General features: G+C 60.8%; 18 protein-coding genes. 8 read left to right on the forward strand and 10 right to left on the reverse strand.

Annotated features, from left to right (window positions below; translation table 11 throughout):
- Window positions 1-176 precede the first annotated feature (176 nt).
- From QM780_RS05490 to QM780_RS05500, 3 genes are all read left to right on the forward strand, one after another.
- Complete coding sequence (locus QM780_RS05490) at window positions 177-1,412, forward strand: FAD-dependent monooxygenase (RefSeq protein WP_415069478.1); 1,236 nt, start codon at window positions 177-179, stop codon at window positions 1,410-1,412.
- Window positions 1,413-1,514: 102 nt separating this feature from the next.
- On the forward strand, window positions 1,515-2,384 hold the full coding sequence (locus tag QM780_RS05495; protein WP_415069479.1) for a lysophospholipid acyltransferase family protein: 870 nt from the start codon (window positions 1,515-1,517) through the stop codon (window positions 2,382-2,384).
- A gap of 80 nt (window positions 2,385-2,464) precedes the next feature.
- Complete coding sequence (locus QM780_RS05500; protein WP_415069480.1) at window positions 2,465-3,265, forward strand: GTP-binding protein HSR1; 801 nt, start codon at window positions 2,465-2,467, stop codon at window positions 3,263-3,265.
- Between the two features lie 82 nt (window positions 3,266-3,347).
- On the opposite strand, the gene QM780_RS05505 is transcribed toward QM780_RS05500, so the two are convergent.
- The 5 genes from QM780_RS05505 to QM780_RS05525 all read right to left on the reverse strand — a co-directional run bounded on the left by QM780_RS05505 (window position 3,348) and on the right by QM780_RS05525 (window position 7,685).
- Window positions 3,348-3,596 (reverse strand): DUF883 family protein, encoded by a 249-nt coding sequence (locus tag QM780_RS05505; protein WP_415069481.1) that lies wholly within the window; start codon window positions 3,594-3,596, stop codon window positions 3,348-3,350.
- Between the two features lie 271 nt (window positions 3,597-3,867).
- Window positions 3,868-5,811, reverse strand: a complete 1,944-nt coding sequence (thrS, locus tag QM780_RS05510; RefSeq protein ID WP_415069482.1) for a threonine--tRNA ligase — start codon at window positions 5,809-5,811, stop codon at window positions 3,868-3,870.
- A gap of 149 nt (window positions 5,812-5,960) precedes the next feature.
- Window positions 5,961-6,239 (reverse strand): membrane protein insertion efficiency factor YidD, encoded by a 279-nt coding sequence (yidD, locus tag QM780_RS05515; protein WP_415069483.1) that lies wholly within the window; start codon window positions 6,237-6,239, stop codon window positions 5,961-5,963.
- A gap of 64 nt (window positions 6,240-6,303) precedes the next feature.
- The gene (locus QM780_RS05520) at window positions 6,304-6,906 is read right to left on the reverse strand and encodes a hypothetical protein (RefSeq protein ID WP_415069484.1); all 603 of its coding nucleotides are present in this window, start codon (window positions 6,904-6,906) and stop codon (window positions 6,304-6,306) included.
- A 317-nt stretch (window positions 6,907-7,223) separates the two neighbouring features.
- A complete protein-coding gene (locus QM780_RS05525; RefSeq protein ID WP_415069485.1) occupies window positions 7,224-7,685 on the reverse strand; it encodes an iron-sulfur cluster assembly scaffold protein in 462 nt (153 codons plus the stop codon).
- Between the two features lie 206 nt (window positions 7,686-7,891).
- Here QM780_RS05525 and hisI point away from each other — a divergent pair, with 206 nt between their 5' ends.
- Both hisI and QM780_RS05535 read left to right on the forward strand, forming a co-directional pair.
- A complete protein-coding gene (gene hisI / locus QM780_RS05530; RefSeq protein ID WP_415069486.1) occupies window positions 7,892-8,305 on the forward strand; it encodes a phosphoribosyl-AMP cyclohydrolase in 414 nt (137 codons plus the stop codon).
- Between the two features lie 146 nt (window positions 8,306-8,451).
- Complete coding sequence (locus QM780_RS05535) at window positions 8,452-9,447, forward strand: patatin-like phospholipase family protein (protein ID WP_415069487.1); 996 nt, start codon at window positions 8,452-8,454, stop codon at window positions 9,445-9,447.
- Here QM780_RS05535 and QM780_RS05540 read toward each other — a convergent pair.
- Complete coding sequence (locus QM780_RS05540) at window positions 9,429-9,857, reverse strand: CBS domain-containing protein (RefSeq protein WP_415069488.1); 429 nt, start codon at window positions 9,855-9,857, stop codon at window positions 9,429-9,431. The two genes, QM780_RS05535 and QM780_RS05540, sit on opposite strands and share 19 nt — an antisense overlap.
- A 185-nt stretch (window positions 9,858-10,042) precedes the next feature.
- Window positions 10,043-10,780 (reverse strand): rhomboid family intramembrane serine protease, encoded by a 738-nt coding sequence (locus tag QM780_RS05545; protein WP_415069489.1) that lies wholly within the window; start codon window positions 10,778-10,780, stop codon window positions 10,043-10,045.
- A 242-nt stretch (window positions 10,781-11,022) separates the two neighbouring features.
- Between QM780_RS05545 and QM780_RS05550 the strand changes: the two genes are divergently transcribed.
- The 3 genes from QM780_RS05550 (at window position 11,023) to QM780_RS05560 (ending at window position 13,299) form a co-directional block, all read left to right on the forward strand.
- Window positions 11,023-11,658, forward strand: a complete 636-nt coding sequence (locus tag QM780_RS05550) for a PAS domain-containing protein (RefSeq protein WP_415071974.1) — start codon at window positions 11,023-11,025, stop codon at window positions 11,656-11,658.
- A gap of 168 nt (window positions 11,659-11,826) precedes the next feature.
- On the forward strand, window positions 11,827-12,456 hold the full coding sequence (locus tag QM780_RS05555) for a PilZ domain-containing protein (RefSeq protein WP_415069490.1): 630 nt from the start codon (window positions 11,827-11,829) through the stop codon (window positions 12,454-12,456).
- A 159-nt stretch (window positions 12,457-12,615) separates the two neighbouring features.
- On the forward strand, window positions 12,616-13,299 hold the full coding sequence (locus QM780_RS05560; protein WP_415069491.1) for a transglutaminase-like cysteine peptidase: 684 nt from the start codon (window positions 12,616-12,618) through the stop codon (window positions 13,297-13,299).
- A 153-nt stretch (window positions 13,300-13,452) separates the two neighbouring features.
- On the opposite strand, the gene QM780_RS05565 is transcribed toward QM780_RS05560, so the two are convergent.
- From QM780_RS05565 to cysE, 3 genes are read right to left on the reverse strand one after another with little or no spacing between them, the layout of a single operon-like run.
- On the reverse strand, window positions 13,453-13,983 hold the full coding sequence (locus QM780_RS05565) for a gamma carbonic anhydrase family protein (protein ID WP_415069492.1): 531 nt from the start codon (window positions 13,981-13,983) through the stop codon (window positions 13,453-13,455).
- A 15-nt stretch (window positions 13,984-13,998) separates the two neighbouring features.
- Window positions 13,999-14,214, reverse strand: coding sequence for a DUF3126 family protein (locus QM780_RS05570; RefSeq protein ID WP_415069493.1), 216 nt, complete (start codon window positions 14,212-14,214; stop codon window positions 13,999-14,001).
- Window positions 14,215-14,234: 20 nt separating this feature from the next.
- Entirely contained in the window at window positions 14,235-15,062 is an 828-nt protein-coding gene (cysE, locus tag QM780_RS05575; protein WP_415069494.1) for a serine O-acetyltransferase, read from the reverse strand.
- Between the last annotated feature and the right edge of the window lie 34 nt (window positions 15,063-15,096).

A 15,096-nucleotide genomic window follows, 5' to 3' on the forward strand; every position in this document is an offset into this window, starting at 1 on the left:
CGTTTTCGCCCTTATGTCCTCAGGCGTTGAAACCATGTGGACAACTTGGATGTCTGCTAACCACGCTAATATAACAGATACGTGACAGAGGACCGTCACAAACGTTGCAATCGGGTCACAGCTGGGCCTTTGCGCGGTTTCTGTGTTTCAATGATCACACTTTCGGGGCCTAAAGCATGGCTGGACAACAGATTTTTGACGTTACTGTGATAGGCGCGGGCCCTGCCGGACTGATCGCCGCGGCGGCTTGCGCGCGATCCGGTCTCGATACGTTGCTGATAGGACCGCCAGCCAATTCCGAGGATCGGCGGACATCGGCCCTGTTTGGCGGTTCGATCGAGTTGCTCAAAAAACTCGACGTGTGGCCGGAGCTCAGGGACCGGTCCGAGCCAATCGGCGGCATTAGAATTGTAGATGGGAGCACAAGCCTCTTCAGAGCCCCGGAGGTGCTCTTTGAGGCGCGAGAAGCGGGCTTTGAGGCCTTCGGCTACAACATCCCGAATATGGCCCTGACGAAGGCTCTGGAGGCCGTCTGCGGCCCCTCAATGACCCGCGTACCGACTGGGGTCACGAGCGTCAAAATCGGTGCCGATGAGGTCGAACTGACGGTCGCGGGTGATGGCGTGTTTCATGCGCGGCTTGCCGTGGCGGCTGATGGGCGGGCGTCAGCTACGCGCGCCGCGGCGGGTATCGAGGTTTCGAGTTGGACCTATCCTCAATCGGCGATCATCACGATGTTTCACCACCAGCGTCGGCATCGGGACATCTCGACCGAGTTGCATCGACCCGCTGGCCCGTTGACCGTCGTGCCCGGGCCGGGACTAACGTCGCATCTGGTCTGGATCGACAGCCGTGAGGAAGTCGAGCGACTGATGGGGCTCGACGATGCGGCCTTCGGGCGTGAGCTTGGACAGGCGCTGCAAGGGTTGCTCGGCAGCCTTTCGAATTTCTCGCCGCGGCAATCGTTTCCGCTTTCCGGACAGACCGCGCGTTCGCTGGCAAAAAACCGGGTGGTGGTGGCGGGAGAAGCCGCGCACGTCATTCCGCCGATCGGCGCGCAGGGCCTCAATCTCAGTTGCCGGGATGCCGCCACGCTTGCCGAAATTGCCAGCGACGCCAAACGCAGCGGAGCGGACATTGGCGGCGAGGAGACGCTCAGCCGGTACGAAAGCGCGCGCAGGGCGGACATCGGGACGCGCGTTTTCGCGGTCGATCTGCTCAACCGGTCGCTGCTTTCCAGCTATATACCCGGCGTGAGCCTAGCGCGCGGACTTGGCCTGTTCGCGCTGGCGTCGAGCCCGGCGCTGCGATCACGCGTCATGCGCGAAGGCATCCTGCCTGCCGCTTCAAACCCGCTGATGATGAGCGCTGAGGAAATCTCGCCACCGAGGCTTGACGAGCAAACGCGCTGAAAGGCATCTCGCCTCAGCGTTCTTCGCGCAAGATAAGGAATCAAAGACCTGTCCTCGACTGAAGTTTCAAGGCTGCGGGATCTGCAGTTCAGACTGGAATACGTGCTTCTGCGCTTCATCGTCGGCATCGTACGTATCGTGCCGCTCGACACCGCGACCCACATATCGGCATGGTGCTGGCGCCGCCTCGCGCCGAAAATCAATCCGAAGCGCCATCAGCGCGCGCTCGCCAACCTGAAGATCGCGTTTCCGGAAAAATCCGAGTCAGAACGCGAAGCGATCGCATTCGCGCACTGGGAGAACCTCGGCCGTGTCATGGCCGAGACGATGCGGATCGATCAGATCATCGCCGAACCCTCGCGCCTCACCATCAAGAATCCCGAAGTGTTCAACCGCTATGCGAGCAAGCTCGGGCCGATCGTCGGCGCGTCTCTGCACATGGGCAATTGGGAGCTTGCGATCTGGCCGCTAACGCTGGCGGGCGCCAACCCCGCGTGCGTCTATCGCTCCGTCAACAATCCCTACATCGATCGATACATCCGCTATCAGCGACGCGATCTCTATCCCGGCGGCCTGTTCGGCCGCGGCCGGGTGGAAGGCGATCACGGCGAAAGCCAGAAGACGGCGCGGATCATCATGGATTACGTCCGCAACGGCGGCCGCCTCGGCGTCGTCTGCGATCTCTGGGACAGGACTGGCATGCCCGTTCCGTTCTTCGGCAAAGACGCGCGCACCGTCACGATCCCGGCGATGATCGCGCGGCGCGTCGGGGCACGGATCTGGATGAGCCGGTGCATGCGCGTCGGCAATGACAGCCGGTTCGAAATCGAGCTCAAGGAATTGCGAATTCCACGCACCGCCAATCAGGGCGACGACGTCAAATGGGCGACCGCAGAGATGACCCGCCAGTTCGAAGAGTGGGTGCGAGAGCTTCCCGAGCAATGGATGTGGTCGAACCGGCGCTGGAGCTGATTGTGCTCCAACTTTAAGTGCTTCGGAACAGCAAGGGCAGCGATTGCGTTTTCGGAGGTTGAACCTCGACGGAGCGCGGAATGAACGACGCCCTTACGTCCCTACGCCTGTTTGTCGTCGCGATGGGGCTTTTGCTGCCGACGCTTGCCCTCATCCCGCTTGGCAGCCTTTGGCTTTGGCAGCATGGCTATCTCGTCTACTGGGCGCTTGCCACGCTCGCATGTACGGCGGTTGCGTTCGTGTTCGAGCGGCAAACTCTTGGGCGTCCTGCTGCCGTGACACCCGAAGAGATGGTTCGGCCGAAAGTTGCAGCGCCGCCGACGAACCCGGATGTCATGATCGATTCAGATTCTGCGCGCGAGGAAGCGGAAGCCGCAGTTGAAGTCTTCGCGAACGATTCCAATTCGCGGACGATATCGACCTGGAACGATCTGTTGAATACAGGGCTGGAAACGGTCGAGATCGTCGCCAAGGTCTATCACCCCGCCGACAAGGATCCGATGCTGCACTTCACCGTGCCGGAGGCTTTGACGCTTGTCGAACAAGTCAGCGGCCGGCTGCGCCCCGTATTCGAAGGGACGATCCCGCTCGGCAGCAGGCTGACGGTCGCGCAGTTCGCAAAAGTCTATCGCTGGCGCGGCATCTACGACATCGCCGGGCGGGCATGGTCGGTATGGCGGGTTGCGCGTTTGGCCAATCCTGCCACGGCCGCGACTTACGAAATGCGGGAGCGATTATCAAAATCGCTGTTCCAATGGCTCAAGGGGACGATCTCAGGACGGCTCGTGCGTGCCTACATCAACGAGGTCGGCGCGGCGGCGATCGATCTCTACAGCGGCGAATTGAAGAAGGAAGCCGCAGCGCGGAAGTCGGAGTCGTGATCGGCAAACAAAAACGTCGAGAGATCGAAACGATGATCTCTCGACGGAGAAAAAATTCAGCGTTCGCGCGGGGCGTGTGTTTTTATGATTTCCAAAGCGCGCCGATGACGAAACCGACGCCAGCCGCCATCAACAGTGTGGTGATCGGCTGATCCTTGACGGATTTGTCGATCGCGCCCTTTACGTTGCCGGCAACTTCGCCGACCTGCTCGCGAGCCTGGCCCGCGATTTCCTGGGCGCGATCCGTTGCGTCATCGAACGACTGCTTGGCCTTACTTTTCAGGTCTTCAATGGTGCCCGACCCGTACTGGGATGCGGAAGATGAAGCCATTGGGGGGTACTCCGTTTGTTGCAACATCGAGGGTGCAACGCGAACGGAGACGGGATGGTTTCATGCAGGTTCGGCGAGCAATTTCCAAACGCCGTCTCCTAACCAGATTGGGGTTTGCGCGGGGCATAGCTTTGATAGCACGTCGCCTTGGATGGCCGCCTCCGCGGCCATGACGTCGAGGAGAGGGAACCCGCATGATCCAGCGTCATCCCGGCGAAGGCCGGGATCCAGCCAAGCCGGATACTTGAACGGATGCCCGCTGCGCGGGCACCTACCGCAAATCCGGAGGGACGGCTTCGGCGGCGAGTGCCGTTAATGCCTCGTCGAGGCCAAGCACGGTTTGATCCTGCGATCCAAGACGGCGAACGGAAACCTTCTTCTCTTCCGCCTCGCGTTTGCCGACGACGAGAATGACCGGCACCTTGGTCAGCGAGTGCTCGCGGACTTTCAGGTTGATCTTCTCGTTGCGAAGGTCCGTTTCGACGCGCAGTCCCAGCGCCTTCGCTTTCTCCGCAACTTCGACGGCGTAATCGTTCGCGTCCGAGACGATGGGCGCGACGACGATCTGCAGGGGCGCGAGCCATAACGGGAAATGCCCGGCGAAGTTCTCGATCAGAATGCCGGTGAAGCGTTCGAGCGAACCGAAGATCGCGCGGTGGATCATCACCGGCGTTTTCTTCTCCGACTTCTCGTCGATGTAGAACGCGCCGAGACGGCCCGCGAGATTGAAATCGACCTGCGTGGTGCCGCACTGCCAGTCGCGGCCGATGGCGTCGCGCAGGACGTATTCGAGCTTCGGACCGTAGAACGCGCCCTCACCCGGCTGGATCTCGGTCTTGATTTGATCGTTCGAGCGGCGCTTCACTTCTTCGAGCACGTCGCCCAGCGCCTTCTCGGCCTTGTCCCAAAGCTCATCCGAGCCGACGCGCTTTTCTGGGCGCAGCGACAGCTTGATGACGATGTTCTCGAAGCCGAAGTCCTTGTAGATCGAGAGCAGCAGATCGTTGATCTTGAGGCATTCCTCCATGATCTGGTGTTCGGTCAGGAAGATGTGCGCGTCGTCCTGCGTGAAGTGGCGCACGCGCAGCATGCCGTGCAATGCGCCCGACGGCTCATAGCGATGCACCTTGCCGAACTCGGCAATCCTCAGCGGCAGATCGCGATAACTCTTCAGGCCGTTCTTATAGATCTGGACGTGGCCGGGGCAGTTCATCGGCTTGCAGCAGAACACGCGCTCGTCCGGCAGGACGGTCGTGAACATGTTCTCACCGTAGTTCTCCCAGTGGCCCGAAAGCTCCCAGAAGTGCTTCTCCATCATGTCCGGGGTGTTGACCTCGGTGTAGCCCGCGCGCGCCTGCTGTCGGCGCATATAGGCGATGAGGGTCTGGAACAAGGTCCAGCCCTTCGGATGCCAGAACACAGAGCCCGGCGCTTCTTCCTGGAAATGGAAGAGATCCATCTCGCGGCCGAGCTTGCGATGATCGCGCTTCTCGGCTTCTTCGAGCTGATGCAGATAGGCTTTGAGTTCATCTTCGGTCGCGTAGGCCGTGCCGTAGATGCGCTGAAGCTGCGGCTTCGTTGAATCGCCGCGCCAGTAGGCGCCCGCGAACTTCATCAGCTTGAAAGCTTTGCCGACCTGACCGGTCGACGTCATGTGCGGGCCACGGCAGAGATCGAGCCACTCGCCCTGCTTGTAGATTTTGAGATCCTGGCCTTCCGGGATCGCGTCGACCAACTCGACCTTGAAGTACTCGCCCTTGTTCCGGAAGAACTCCTTCGCCTTGTCGCGCGACCAGACTTCCTTGGTGAAAGGCGCGTTCTTGGCGATGATCTCGCCCATGCGCTTTTCGATCTTCGGAATGTCCTCCGGCTCGAACGGCTGCTGCTTGGCGAAGTCATAGTAGAAGCCGTTGTCGATCACCGGGCCGATCGTCACCTGGGTGCCCGGCCAAATCGATTGCACGGCTTCGGCGAGCACGTGCGCGGCATCGTGCCGGATCAGCTCCAAAGCGACCGGGTCGGTGCGCGACACGAAGTTGATCGACGCATCGTGATTGATCGGATCGGCAAGATCAGCCAGCGCGCCGTTCAGCTGCATGGCGACGGTACGTTTCGCGAGTGAGGGAGAGATCGACTTGGCGATTTCGAGGCCCGTCGTTCCCTTAGCGATCTGGCGCTGTTTGCCGTCGGGGAACGTAATGGTGACGTCTGTCATCGTGGCCTCCTTTGCTCACTCGCCGCATACGAACGCGGCGTAAGACGATTTCGGTGGGCGTAATGGGGTGCAGGCGGCTCCGAGTCAAGCTCTGGTCGTTCGTCATCCTCGAACTTGCTCGCCCGACCGAAGACGACGGTCGCGAGCGCTTACCGCCAGCGGCCGTAGCGCCAGGGTTGGAACGGATGGTTGACGTTGCGAATATCCGGAACCGGGTCGACGCCGTGCGTGCCTCCGGGGCCGCAGCGGACGAAGCGGGACAGGGTCAGCCAGAAGCCGCGCCAAGCGCCGTTCAGTTCAATAGCCTGAAGGCCGTATTCCGAGCACGTCGGCCAATGCCGGCACTGGCTGCCGATCAACCATTTGAAAGTATGGCGGTAGATATGGATCGGCGCCTTGGTGAGCGTTTTGGTGAGCCTGGACGTCATGGCCCGGAACAAAACGCCTTCCAAGCGCCGATGCAAGACCGAAGCGATGCGCGGCTGTCTCCGGTCAGGGCGCCGCGGGCGTTTCAGGCGCGGGAGCCGGTGTCGCAGGCGGCGTCGCCTGCTGCGCGGCGGCCTTTGCCGCATCGAGATCTTTCTGAAGCGTCGCGATCTGGCCCTTGAGACTGTCGATCTCGCCGCGGAGAGCGTTGGCGGCGGATTCGGCGTCGCTCTTTGCCTTGTTGGCGACGTCGAACTCGGAGGTCAGTTTTTTGGCGGCGTCGCCAGCGGCCGCGAGCTTGGCCTGAAGACCTTCGTTGTCCTTCGTCAGACCGGCGACCTTGTTGTCGAGTTCGGAGACTTTGGCCATCGCCGTCGAGACATCGGCCTTGCCTTCATCAACCTGGCGCTGCGCATCGGCTACTGCCGACTTCAAGCGGTCGATCTCATCCTGGGAGGATTTCCTGACTTCCGCCGCGTCGTCGACGGCCTTCTGCAGGGACGCCACTTCGCCTCTGAGCGCCGTGAGTTCCCCTTCGGCGGACGATTTCTGTTGCCAGCCATACATCGCCAGCAACGCAAGTATCGCAATCGCGACCCATTTCAAGGCGCTGGTCGATGAGGCTGCACTGCTCGTGCGCGCGCCACTATCGTTATCCTGCGCTGACATCTGGCTCTCCTATTGTGCTCTAAAATCGGTTTTGTCCGGCCGCCGCGCACTCAGTCATCGCGCCGAATGCGCCTGCTTCTTTCTTCATTTTTGTGACTAACGAACCGAGCGCCGACAGTGTCTTCTACTCTCAGTTTTTCACAAACCAAAAGCCTTCCAGCAAGACGACGAACAAACAATTTCGCCGCGTTGTCGAAACAGCCCGCCGGATCGATCGAGGGTGTAGTCAGCGCGATATAGAGCACGGCGAACCCGTGTCCGTCGATTGGCGGAAGGGGCGACGCAGGCCTTTCCGCCGGAAAAAATTGCAGTCAAGGTTAGCGGGCGACCTGGAGCGCTTCGCCGTTACGGCCCTCGGCATCCTCGAGCGCTTTTTCGACGGCATCGAAGACGAGCAGGGTCGAGGCCTGGCGCGCTTTATAGTTCCGGACCGGCTCCAGGACCGCAAGGTCGGCCCAGCGCCCGGTCGGGGGCTGCCCGCCCTCCTTCAACATAGCGCGCATCTCGCGGCCGACTTGCCGAAGCTCGTCCGGCGTCGAGCCGATGATTTCGCGGGCCATAACGGAGGCGGATGCCTGGCCCAACAGGCAGGCCTTGACCGACTGGCCGAAGTCGCTCACCCGGCCGCCGTCAAGCTTGAGATCGACGGTCACGGTCGAGCCGCAGAGCTTGGAATGGCCGGTGGCGCTGCCGTCCGGATTGGGCAAACGGTCGGTATGTGAGATCGCCCCCGCGAGTTCGAGGATGCGCGTGTTGTAGATCTCATCGAGATTGGCCATAGGACCTTCGCGGTTCGTCGTCTGTCGAAACAGCCGTAATGACGGCGGGGTCCTTGCCACACCCCCTGCTGAAGCCGTTCCGGTCGCCGTATATAAGGCGCAAGGTCGGCGAATGCGAGATCCGCGTCACTCTTGACCTGAGCATTGAGACATCGAAGAGATTTCCCTGCGGGCCCACCAGCGGCGGTTCAAAGAGTTCAGGCGGAATGACAGAGACAATTGAGACAACGCGGTCGTTCAAGCCGAAATTCAGTCCGGAGGGGCTCATCCCCGCGATCGTCACGGATCAGCGGTCAGGCGATGTCCTGATGTTCGCCTACATGAACGAGACCGCTCTCAACGAAACGATCGCCACTGGTATCGCCCACTTCTGGAGCCGCTCGCGCGGCAAGCTGTGGAAGAAAGGCGAGGAAAGCGGCAATCTGCTCAAGGTCATAGAGCTGCGGACCGATTGCGACCAGGACGTCGTTTGGATCGCGGCCGAGGTTCAGGGCGACGGCGTCGCCTGCCACACCGGCGAGCGGTCCTGCTTCTATCGGCGGGTTGTAGAGCCTGCCGATGCAAAAAATGCGGTTCTTGAATTTGCCCCCCTCCCCGCTCCCAAAGTGCCGAAAGTCTGATCTTCAGCGCTTGAGGCGCGCGTTTCCGCTACCGCCATTCATTCCTTGCTTACCTGTTGGTAGCCAGACCTTAATCGGCCAGCGGTAGCCTGTGCGTTGTGCTGCCCGCAGTGGCAGCAGCAGAGGTGCGGTAACGGAGTGCCATCGTGCTTGGCCGGGCCGGCGTTAGAATCGGATTAGCACTCGGCGGCGGCGCGGCGCGCGGATGGGCGCACATCGGCGTTTTGAAAGCGCTTGAACGCCACGGCATCCGTCCCGACGTCATCGTCGGCACTTCCATCGGAGCGGTCGTCGGCGGTTGCTACGCGGCGGGCCATCTCGAAAATCTGGAGCGCTGGGCGCGCGAGCTGACTCCGAAACGCATCTTCGGCTACCTCGATTTCAATTTTGCCGGCACGGGGCTCATCACAGGTCAACGCCTGTGCGAAAGGCTCGAGCAGCATCTCGGCGACCGCAACATCGAAGATCTTCCGACGCGCTTTACGGCAGTGGCGACCGAGATCGGCACTGGGCATGAGCATTGGCTGTCGCGCGGCCGGCTGGTCGAAGCTGTTCGCGCTTCCTACGCGCTGCCCGGCGTGTTCAAGCCCGTGAAGGTCGGCGGACGCTGGCTGTTCGACGGCGCTCTCGTCAATCCGATCCCTGTTTCCGTCTGCCGGGCACTCGGCGCCCGCTTCGTCATCGCAGTCAATTTGAACTTCGACATTCTCGGGCGGGGCAGCGTGATTTCATCGCCCGATGCCATTCTGTCGGAGGCGGACGAGCAGTTGCGCGCCGCAGCGGCCGCGGAAAGCGAAGGCAAGACCGGCGTTCGAGGTCTGTTGCAGCGCCAGATCCTCGGCAAAGGCGACGGCGCTCCTGGCATTTCAACCGTGATGGTCGATGCGCTCAATATCGTGCAGGACAGGATCGCGCGCTCGCGTCTGGCCGGCGATCCCCCCGACGCGATGATTTCTCCGAGACTTCAGGACGTGGGCCTCTTCGACTTTCATCGTGCCCAAGAGTTGATCGAGCGAGGCATGCACGCCGTCGAGCGCCAACTCGACGACATGATCCGTGAGATCGAAACCTGCGATCCCCGGCGCTCTCGCGGAGATGTCGAGCGCACCTCCGCGATCGAGTTTCAGCCGGTCGCCAAATAACCGCGCATCGCGGTGACTTCGAGTTCGACCTCCGCGGTGTGGTGCTTGACGACGTCACCGATCGAGATGATGCCGACCAGGTTGCCATCTTCGATGACGGGCAGATGGCGGAAGCGGCCCTTCGTCATCGTTTCCATGATCTCGTCGAGCGTGCAGTCGCGCGAGCACGAGATGACGTCACGAGTCATTCCGTCCCTGGCGGACATCGAGAGGGCCTTCGCACCATGCTCGGCGACAAGACGGATGATATCGCGTTCCGAAATGATGCCGACGACCTTGCTGCCTTCGAGAATGATGATGGCGCCGATTTTACGACTGGCGAGACGTAGGGTTATCTCTTGAATCAAGTCATCGGGCGCCGCGGTCATGACGCTTCGCCCCTTGGACTTCAATATTTGTCCGATGATCATAAGCTTCGCTCCGTGCTCGGTTGGTTGCCGAACTGGAAGCACGACCGCGCGCCTGCGCGTCACCTATAGGCCGCAAGCTTGCCCGGTCTTCCGCCGGCATTCCGCTGCGTTTCTCACCCAAAAACGTTCCGCTCTAACGGCGGAATGACGGAAGGCTGAGGCAATTCTTACGGGATTGCAAGCTTTCATTCGAAATCTGCTGTAGGCGGCAGATCATTTTGCGTCGCACTCAAATCTGAACGGTCAAAAGCTCCGAATGCGAGGAGGCCAAACAGGTAACCACCGATGTGCGCTTCCCATGCGATCGTTCCGGTCTCGCCGAATTTTCCGAAGCCGACGATGGCGAGCAGGTTAATGGCGAGGAAGACAATCGAGGCCAAAACGATGCGGCTGTCGCGGAAGGCGCCCACGATCGAGACGGCAGGTATCGCGGATGGTTGATTGCGGAGCAGATAGCCCTCGCCGCGATCGATCGCGTTGAAGAGAAAGCGCATGACGCCGCCCATCATCGCCGAGACTGCGCCGGAGGCGCCGATCACCGGTGCCGCCAGACCCGGATTGAACAATAGGAACAGGAGTGCGCCCGCTATGCCTCCTGAAATTGAGAAGGCGAGGAAACGGAATCCTCCCATTCGGGAGCAGAGAACGGATCCGAACGCGAGGAGCCAAAGGCCGTTGAACGCTAAGTGCGTGGCATCGGCGTGAACCATCATGTGCGTGATGAACGAAGTTACTTCCGCGGTGCTGCCGCCTGGGATCTGGTCAGCCAGTCCTGAATAGCGCGCCGGTATGAAGGCGAGCGCCAGAACCCACCACGTGTACCGTTCCGGCGATAAAAGCGACAAAGCGAAATCGACGGCAATCAAGACGGCGAGCGTGCCCAGCACGGCGCCCGGGACGTTGAAAATCGGTTGGCGGCTCACGGTGACGTCCCACTTTAATGCGAGGAAGCGCGATTAGTCTGAACGCCCGTAGTTAACGGTTCGAACGACCTCGGGCAACACCACACAAGGCGGATAGCCGTTCCCTTCCCTTTGCTGGCACGAAGGATGCTCCTGTCGCGTATGAGGGGGCGGCCAAAGTCGCGGCATGCTCCGAAATGGGACGAGGGCGAACGTTAACGCAAGCTCTCATCTCGCGGAAATTCAGGGTCGTACGCGTGAGCATGCAGGAAGCCGTCAGCAGGTCGCTATATTCGTATTGGAACGCTTTGCGCGGCAGCCGTCCGGCGCCGAAGCGGTTCGAGATCGAACCGTCGCGGATCGCGAACAATCTTCCTGATGCATTCATTCTCGAGCGGATCGATGCCGGCAACGTTCGTTTTCGGCTTGCCGGTACGCGCATCGCCGAAGTGCTCGGGCTCGAGTTGCGCGGCAGAAATCTTTTCGAGCTGTTCGACGCCGAAGACCGCAGGACGCTGCAAGACCAAATGGATATTGTTGCGGCGCGCTGTGCCGTCGGCGTTTTTCAAATTGCCGCCAGCAGCGATGACGGCATGACGGCGGCATTCGAAATCCTGATCCTGCCTCTGACCCACACGCGCGATTCCGTCGAACGCTTTCTCGGGTCGGTCGCGCCGGTCGACAAGCCGGGCTGGCTCGGCAGCCTGCCGCTTACGAAGCGCAAGCTCATCCATCATGAGATCATCTGGCCGGACGGCTCGCCTGCATTCGCGGAGCATTCGACCCAAGCTCAAGTTCCGGTTCTGCATCGCCAGCGCGAGGCGCGCATCGTGCGATCGGCCAGGCGGCAGTTCCGCGTCTACGACGGCGGACTGAACCAGTTCGGCGACGATCGGTAATCCTCTCTTGATCTCCAGGTCCGCCATGCCGTCGCAGGCGAATTTGGTGCGTCGGTTAGAGCTTCATTAAGGACCGTCCCCGCATACTTAGCGCGGGTGTTTTTCGAGCCTTGACAATGCGGAGAGCGCCCACAGGACCACTTGTCGTCAGTAGTCTAAGGGGCGGTCATGGCCGCGCATGCGAGCATCATCCGGGACGTCCGGTATTCGGCCGATGCGGTCAACGCGGGCGAAATGCGCAAGCACCGCCGCCTGCCGGTTTCGATCGCCGGGCGCTTCATGCGCGCCGACCGCAGCGAATACACCTGCCGCTCGAAGGACGTTTCCGTCGGCGGGGCGGCTGTCATCAGCTCGATTACTCCTGAAGTCGGAGAACGGGTCGTCGTCTATTTCGATCACCTTGGGGGTTTCGAAGGCGTGGTCGCGCGCGCAACTCCAGATGGTTTCGCATTCGTTTACAAGATTACCGAGCACAAGCGCGAAAAACTCGCCGCGCAGATTATGTGGCTCATCAACAAGGATGATTTTCCCGCCGAGACCAGCCGCATCCATGAACGGATCGGAACTCGCGGGCGACGCACGACGTTGAGGGTCGAAGATGGCGTCATTATCGACGTCGAACTGCTCGATCTTTCAGCATCTGGTGCATCGATTGGCACGCCTGCCCGCCCGCCGATCGGCAGCTTCGTTGTCGCCGGGAAGACACGAGCCATCGTTCGGCGCCACCACGAACACGGAATTGGTCTGCAGTTTCTGTCGTTGCTTTCGCCAGAGGCGTTGCGCGACAGGTTCCTCTGAAAGTTATGCGTTGGTTGTGTGATGCCTCAAATTGCTCGCCGAGTTGCCAAAATCCTGAACTTAAATTTTTATGCAAATTTAGCAGGAATGCCGCGGCGGGTATTCATGCTAAAACCAGCTGTATCGCGTAGAGTATCGTACCGTGTTCGAGGGCGTTTCATGAAGTACGGTAGCGTAGCCATCTCGGTGGCGGTGTGGTTATTTGGTGCAGCGTTGCCGGCGGCGGCGCAACAGGTCGCAGTTGTCACTCCGGCGACCCGGGCACCGGAATTCATGCGTGTTTATGGCAGTTCGCAGCCTCCCTATGGCTTTGTTGCCTTCTGCGAGCGGATGCCTCAGGAGTGCATCGTCACCTCTTCGGATGACTCCCGGTTCCAGGCGACACCGCAGGCTCTGAGCGAGCTCGACGAGATCAACCGTTCGGTCAATCACGAGATCGAGCCTGCAACCGACATGGAAGTCTACGGTGTAGCGGAGTATTGGACGCTGCCCAAGACCCGTGGCGACTGCGAGGACTATGCGCTTCTCAAACGGCATCGCCTGATCGCACACGGATGGCCGTCGGGCGTGCTCCTGATGACGGTCGTTCGGGATGAGAAGAACGAAGGCCACGCCGTCCTCACCGCGCGGACCACGCAGGGCGACTTCATTCTCGACAACAAGGTCGACGTCGTACGGCTTTGGAACCAGACGCCTTATCACTACGTGATGCGGCAGTCGTACATGGATCCGAAGGTTTGGGTTTCGCTCGATCCGAATGACGCTTCCACGCCGTCGGCGTTGTCGGGTGTGCAGTCGGTCGATCCGGCCTCTCTGTTCGATCCGATGCCGAATTTTCCCTGAGCGATCGCAGCGGATAACCATCTAGATTTCGCAGGCCCGGCCCCCCTCCGTTCCCCAACGTGACCCGGACCTGTTCATAGCGGACCGCGTGCCCCCAGCGCCGGTCCGCTTTTTTGTGCGAACTTCGTTCCGGAGAGGACCAGAGAGCACCGGTCAGTCCTGTGGGACGAGACCCTTGGCGTAGCGCTTCCAGTTGGCAACATAACGCTTTGCGCCCCGTCCGAAGCGCTCGACTTCCTCATCGCTCAACTGGCGCACGATCTTGCCGGGCGATCCGAGCACCATTGAGCGGGCCGGAATTTCCTTGCCTTCCGGAACGAGCGCTCCGGCGCCGATCACGCATTCCTCGCCGATTTTGGCGCCGTTCATGATGATGCTGCCGATGCCGATCAGGCTTCGATTGCCGATTGTGCAGCCGTGCAGCATGGCCATGTGGCCGACCGTGCAATCCTCGCCGATCGTCAGGGGAAAGCCGGGGTCGGTATGCAAAACCGAGCCGTCCTGAACGTTGGAACGGGCGCCGATCGTGATCAGCTCGTTATCGCCGCGCAAAACCGCTCCGAACCAGACGCTCGCTTCCTCCTCCAGCTTCACTTTGCCGAGAAGGATGGCGTTCGGAGCCACCCAGAATGCGCCGCTCGGCGGCGTAGTGACGCTTTGTCCGTCGAGTTCGTAAAGAGGCATTGGCGCGGTCCGGCCTCAGACGCCTTCGAGATCCATGTCGAGGATCGCCATCTGGAACTGATAGGAGGTCTCGCCGTCATCAACTTCGCGATAGAGCGTGGCGATGAACTCTCCGTTGATGAAAACCTCGGCCATATCATCCTTTTTTGGCTGCGGTCTGACCTCGAGCGACGCCGCTCCCAGCGTTTTACGCAAATAGGTCTGCAGGCGAGCGAGCTCTTCCTTTTTCAATGTCTTTCTCCTGAACGATCTTAAAGTCCGCCGAAATCGTCGACCCAGCCCTGCTCCATCGAGCGGGCCGGTTCGGCACAGCCGGCGCTGCCGACGATCTTCGCGGGAATGCCGGCGACGGTGACGTTGGGGGGTACCTCCGAGAGGACAACGGAGCCGGCCGCAACGCGCGAGCAGGATCCGACCTTGATGTTCCCCAGGATCTTGGCACCCGCGCCGACCAGCACGTTATCGCCGATCTTAGGATGGCGGTCTCCGGTTTCTTTGCCGCTGCCACCAAGCGTCACGGCATGCAGGAACGAGCAGTTGTCCCCGACGACCGCCGTCTCGCCGACGACGAAGCCGGTGGCGTGATCGAGCATGATCCCTTTGCCGAAACGCGCGGCCGGGTGAATGTCGACGGCGAACATGCGCGAAGCCTGGCTTTGCAGGTAGAGCGCGAAGTCACGCCTACGGCTTTTCCAGAGCGCGTGCGCAAAACGATATGTGACCAGCGCATGGAAGCCTTTGAAGTAAAGCAGCGGGTCGAGAAAGCGGGTGCACGCCGGGTCGCGATCATAGACGGCCTGGAGATCGGCGCGAAAGATCGAGCCGAGCTCGGGCTGTTCGGTCAGAACGCTGGTGAACGTCTGCGAAATGAGGCCGGCATCGACGTCGGTATGATTGAGCCTTTGAGCCAGCCGGTGGCAGATGGCTTCCTCAAGATACTGATGACTGAGGATGGTGGCGAAGATGAAGCTGCCGAGCGCCGGTTCAGCCTTCATTGCGGCTTCGGCTTCAGTCCGGATCTGCGCCCAGATCGGGTCGACGATTTGGACCTTGGACGTCGCTGTTTTGGTGTTCGACACGTGCGGCCTCTGGCTCAAATCCGGTCCGTTTGCA

The organism is Hyphomicrobium sp. (assembly GCF_047600905.1).
In the GTDB taxonomy this organism is placed as follows: domain Bacteria; phylum Pseudomonadota; class Alphaproteobacteria; order Rhizobiales; family Hyphomicrobiaceae; genus Hyphomicrobium_B.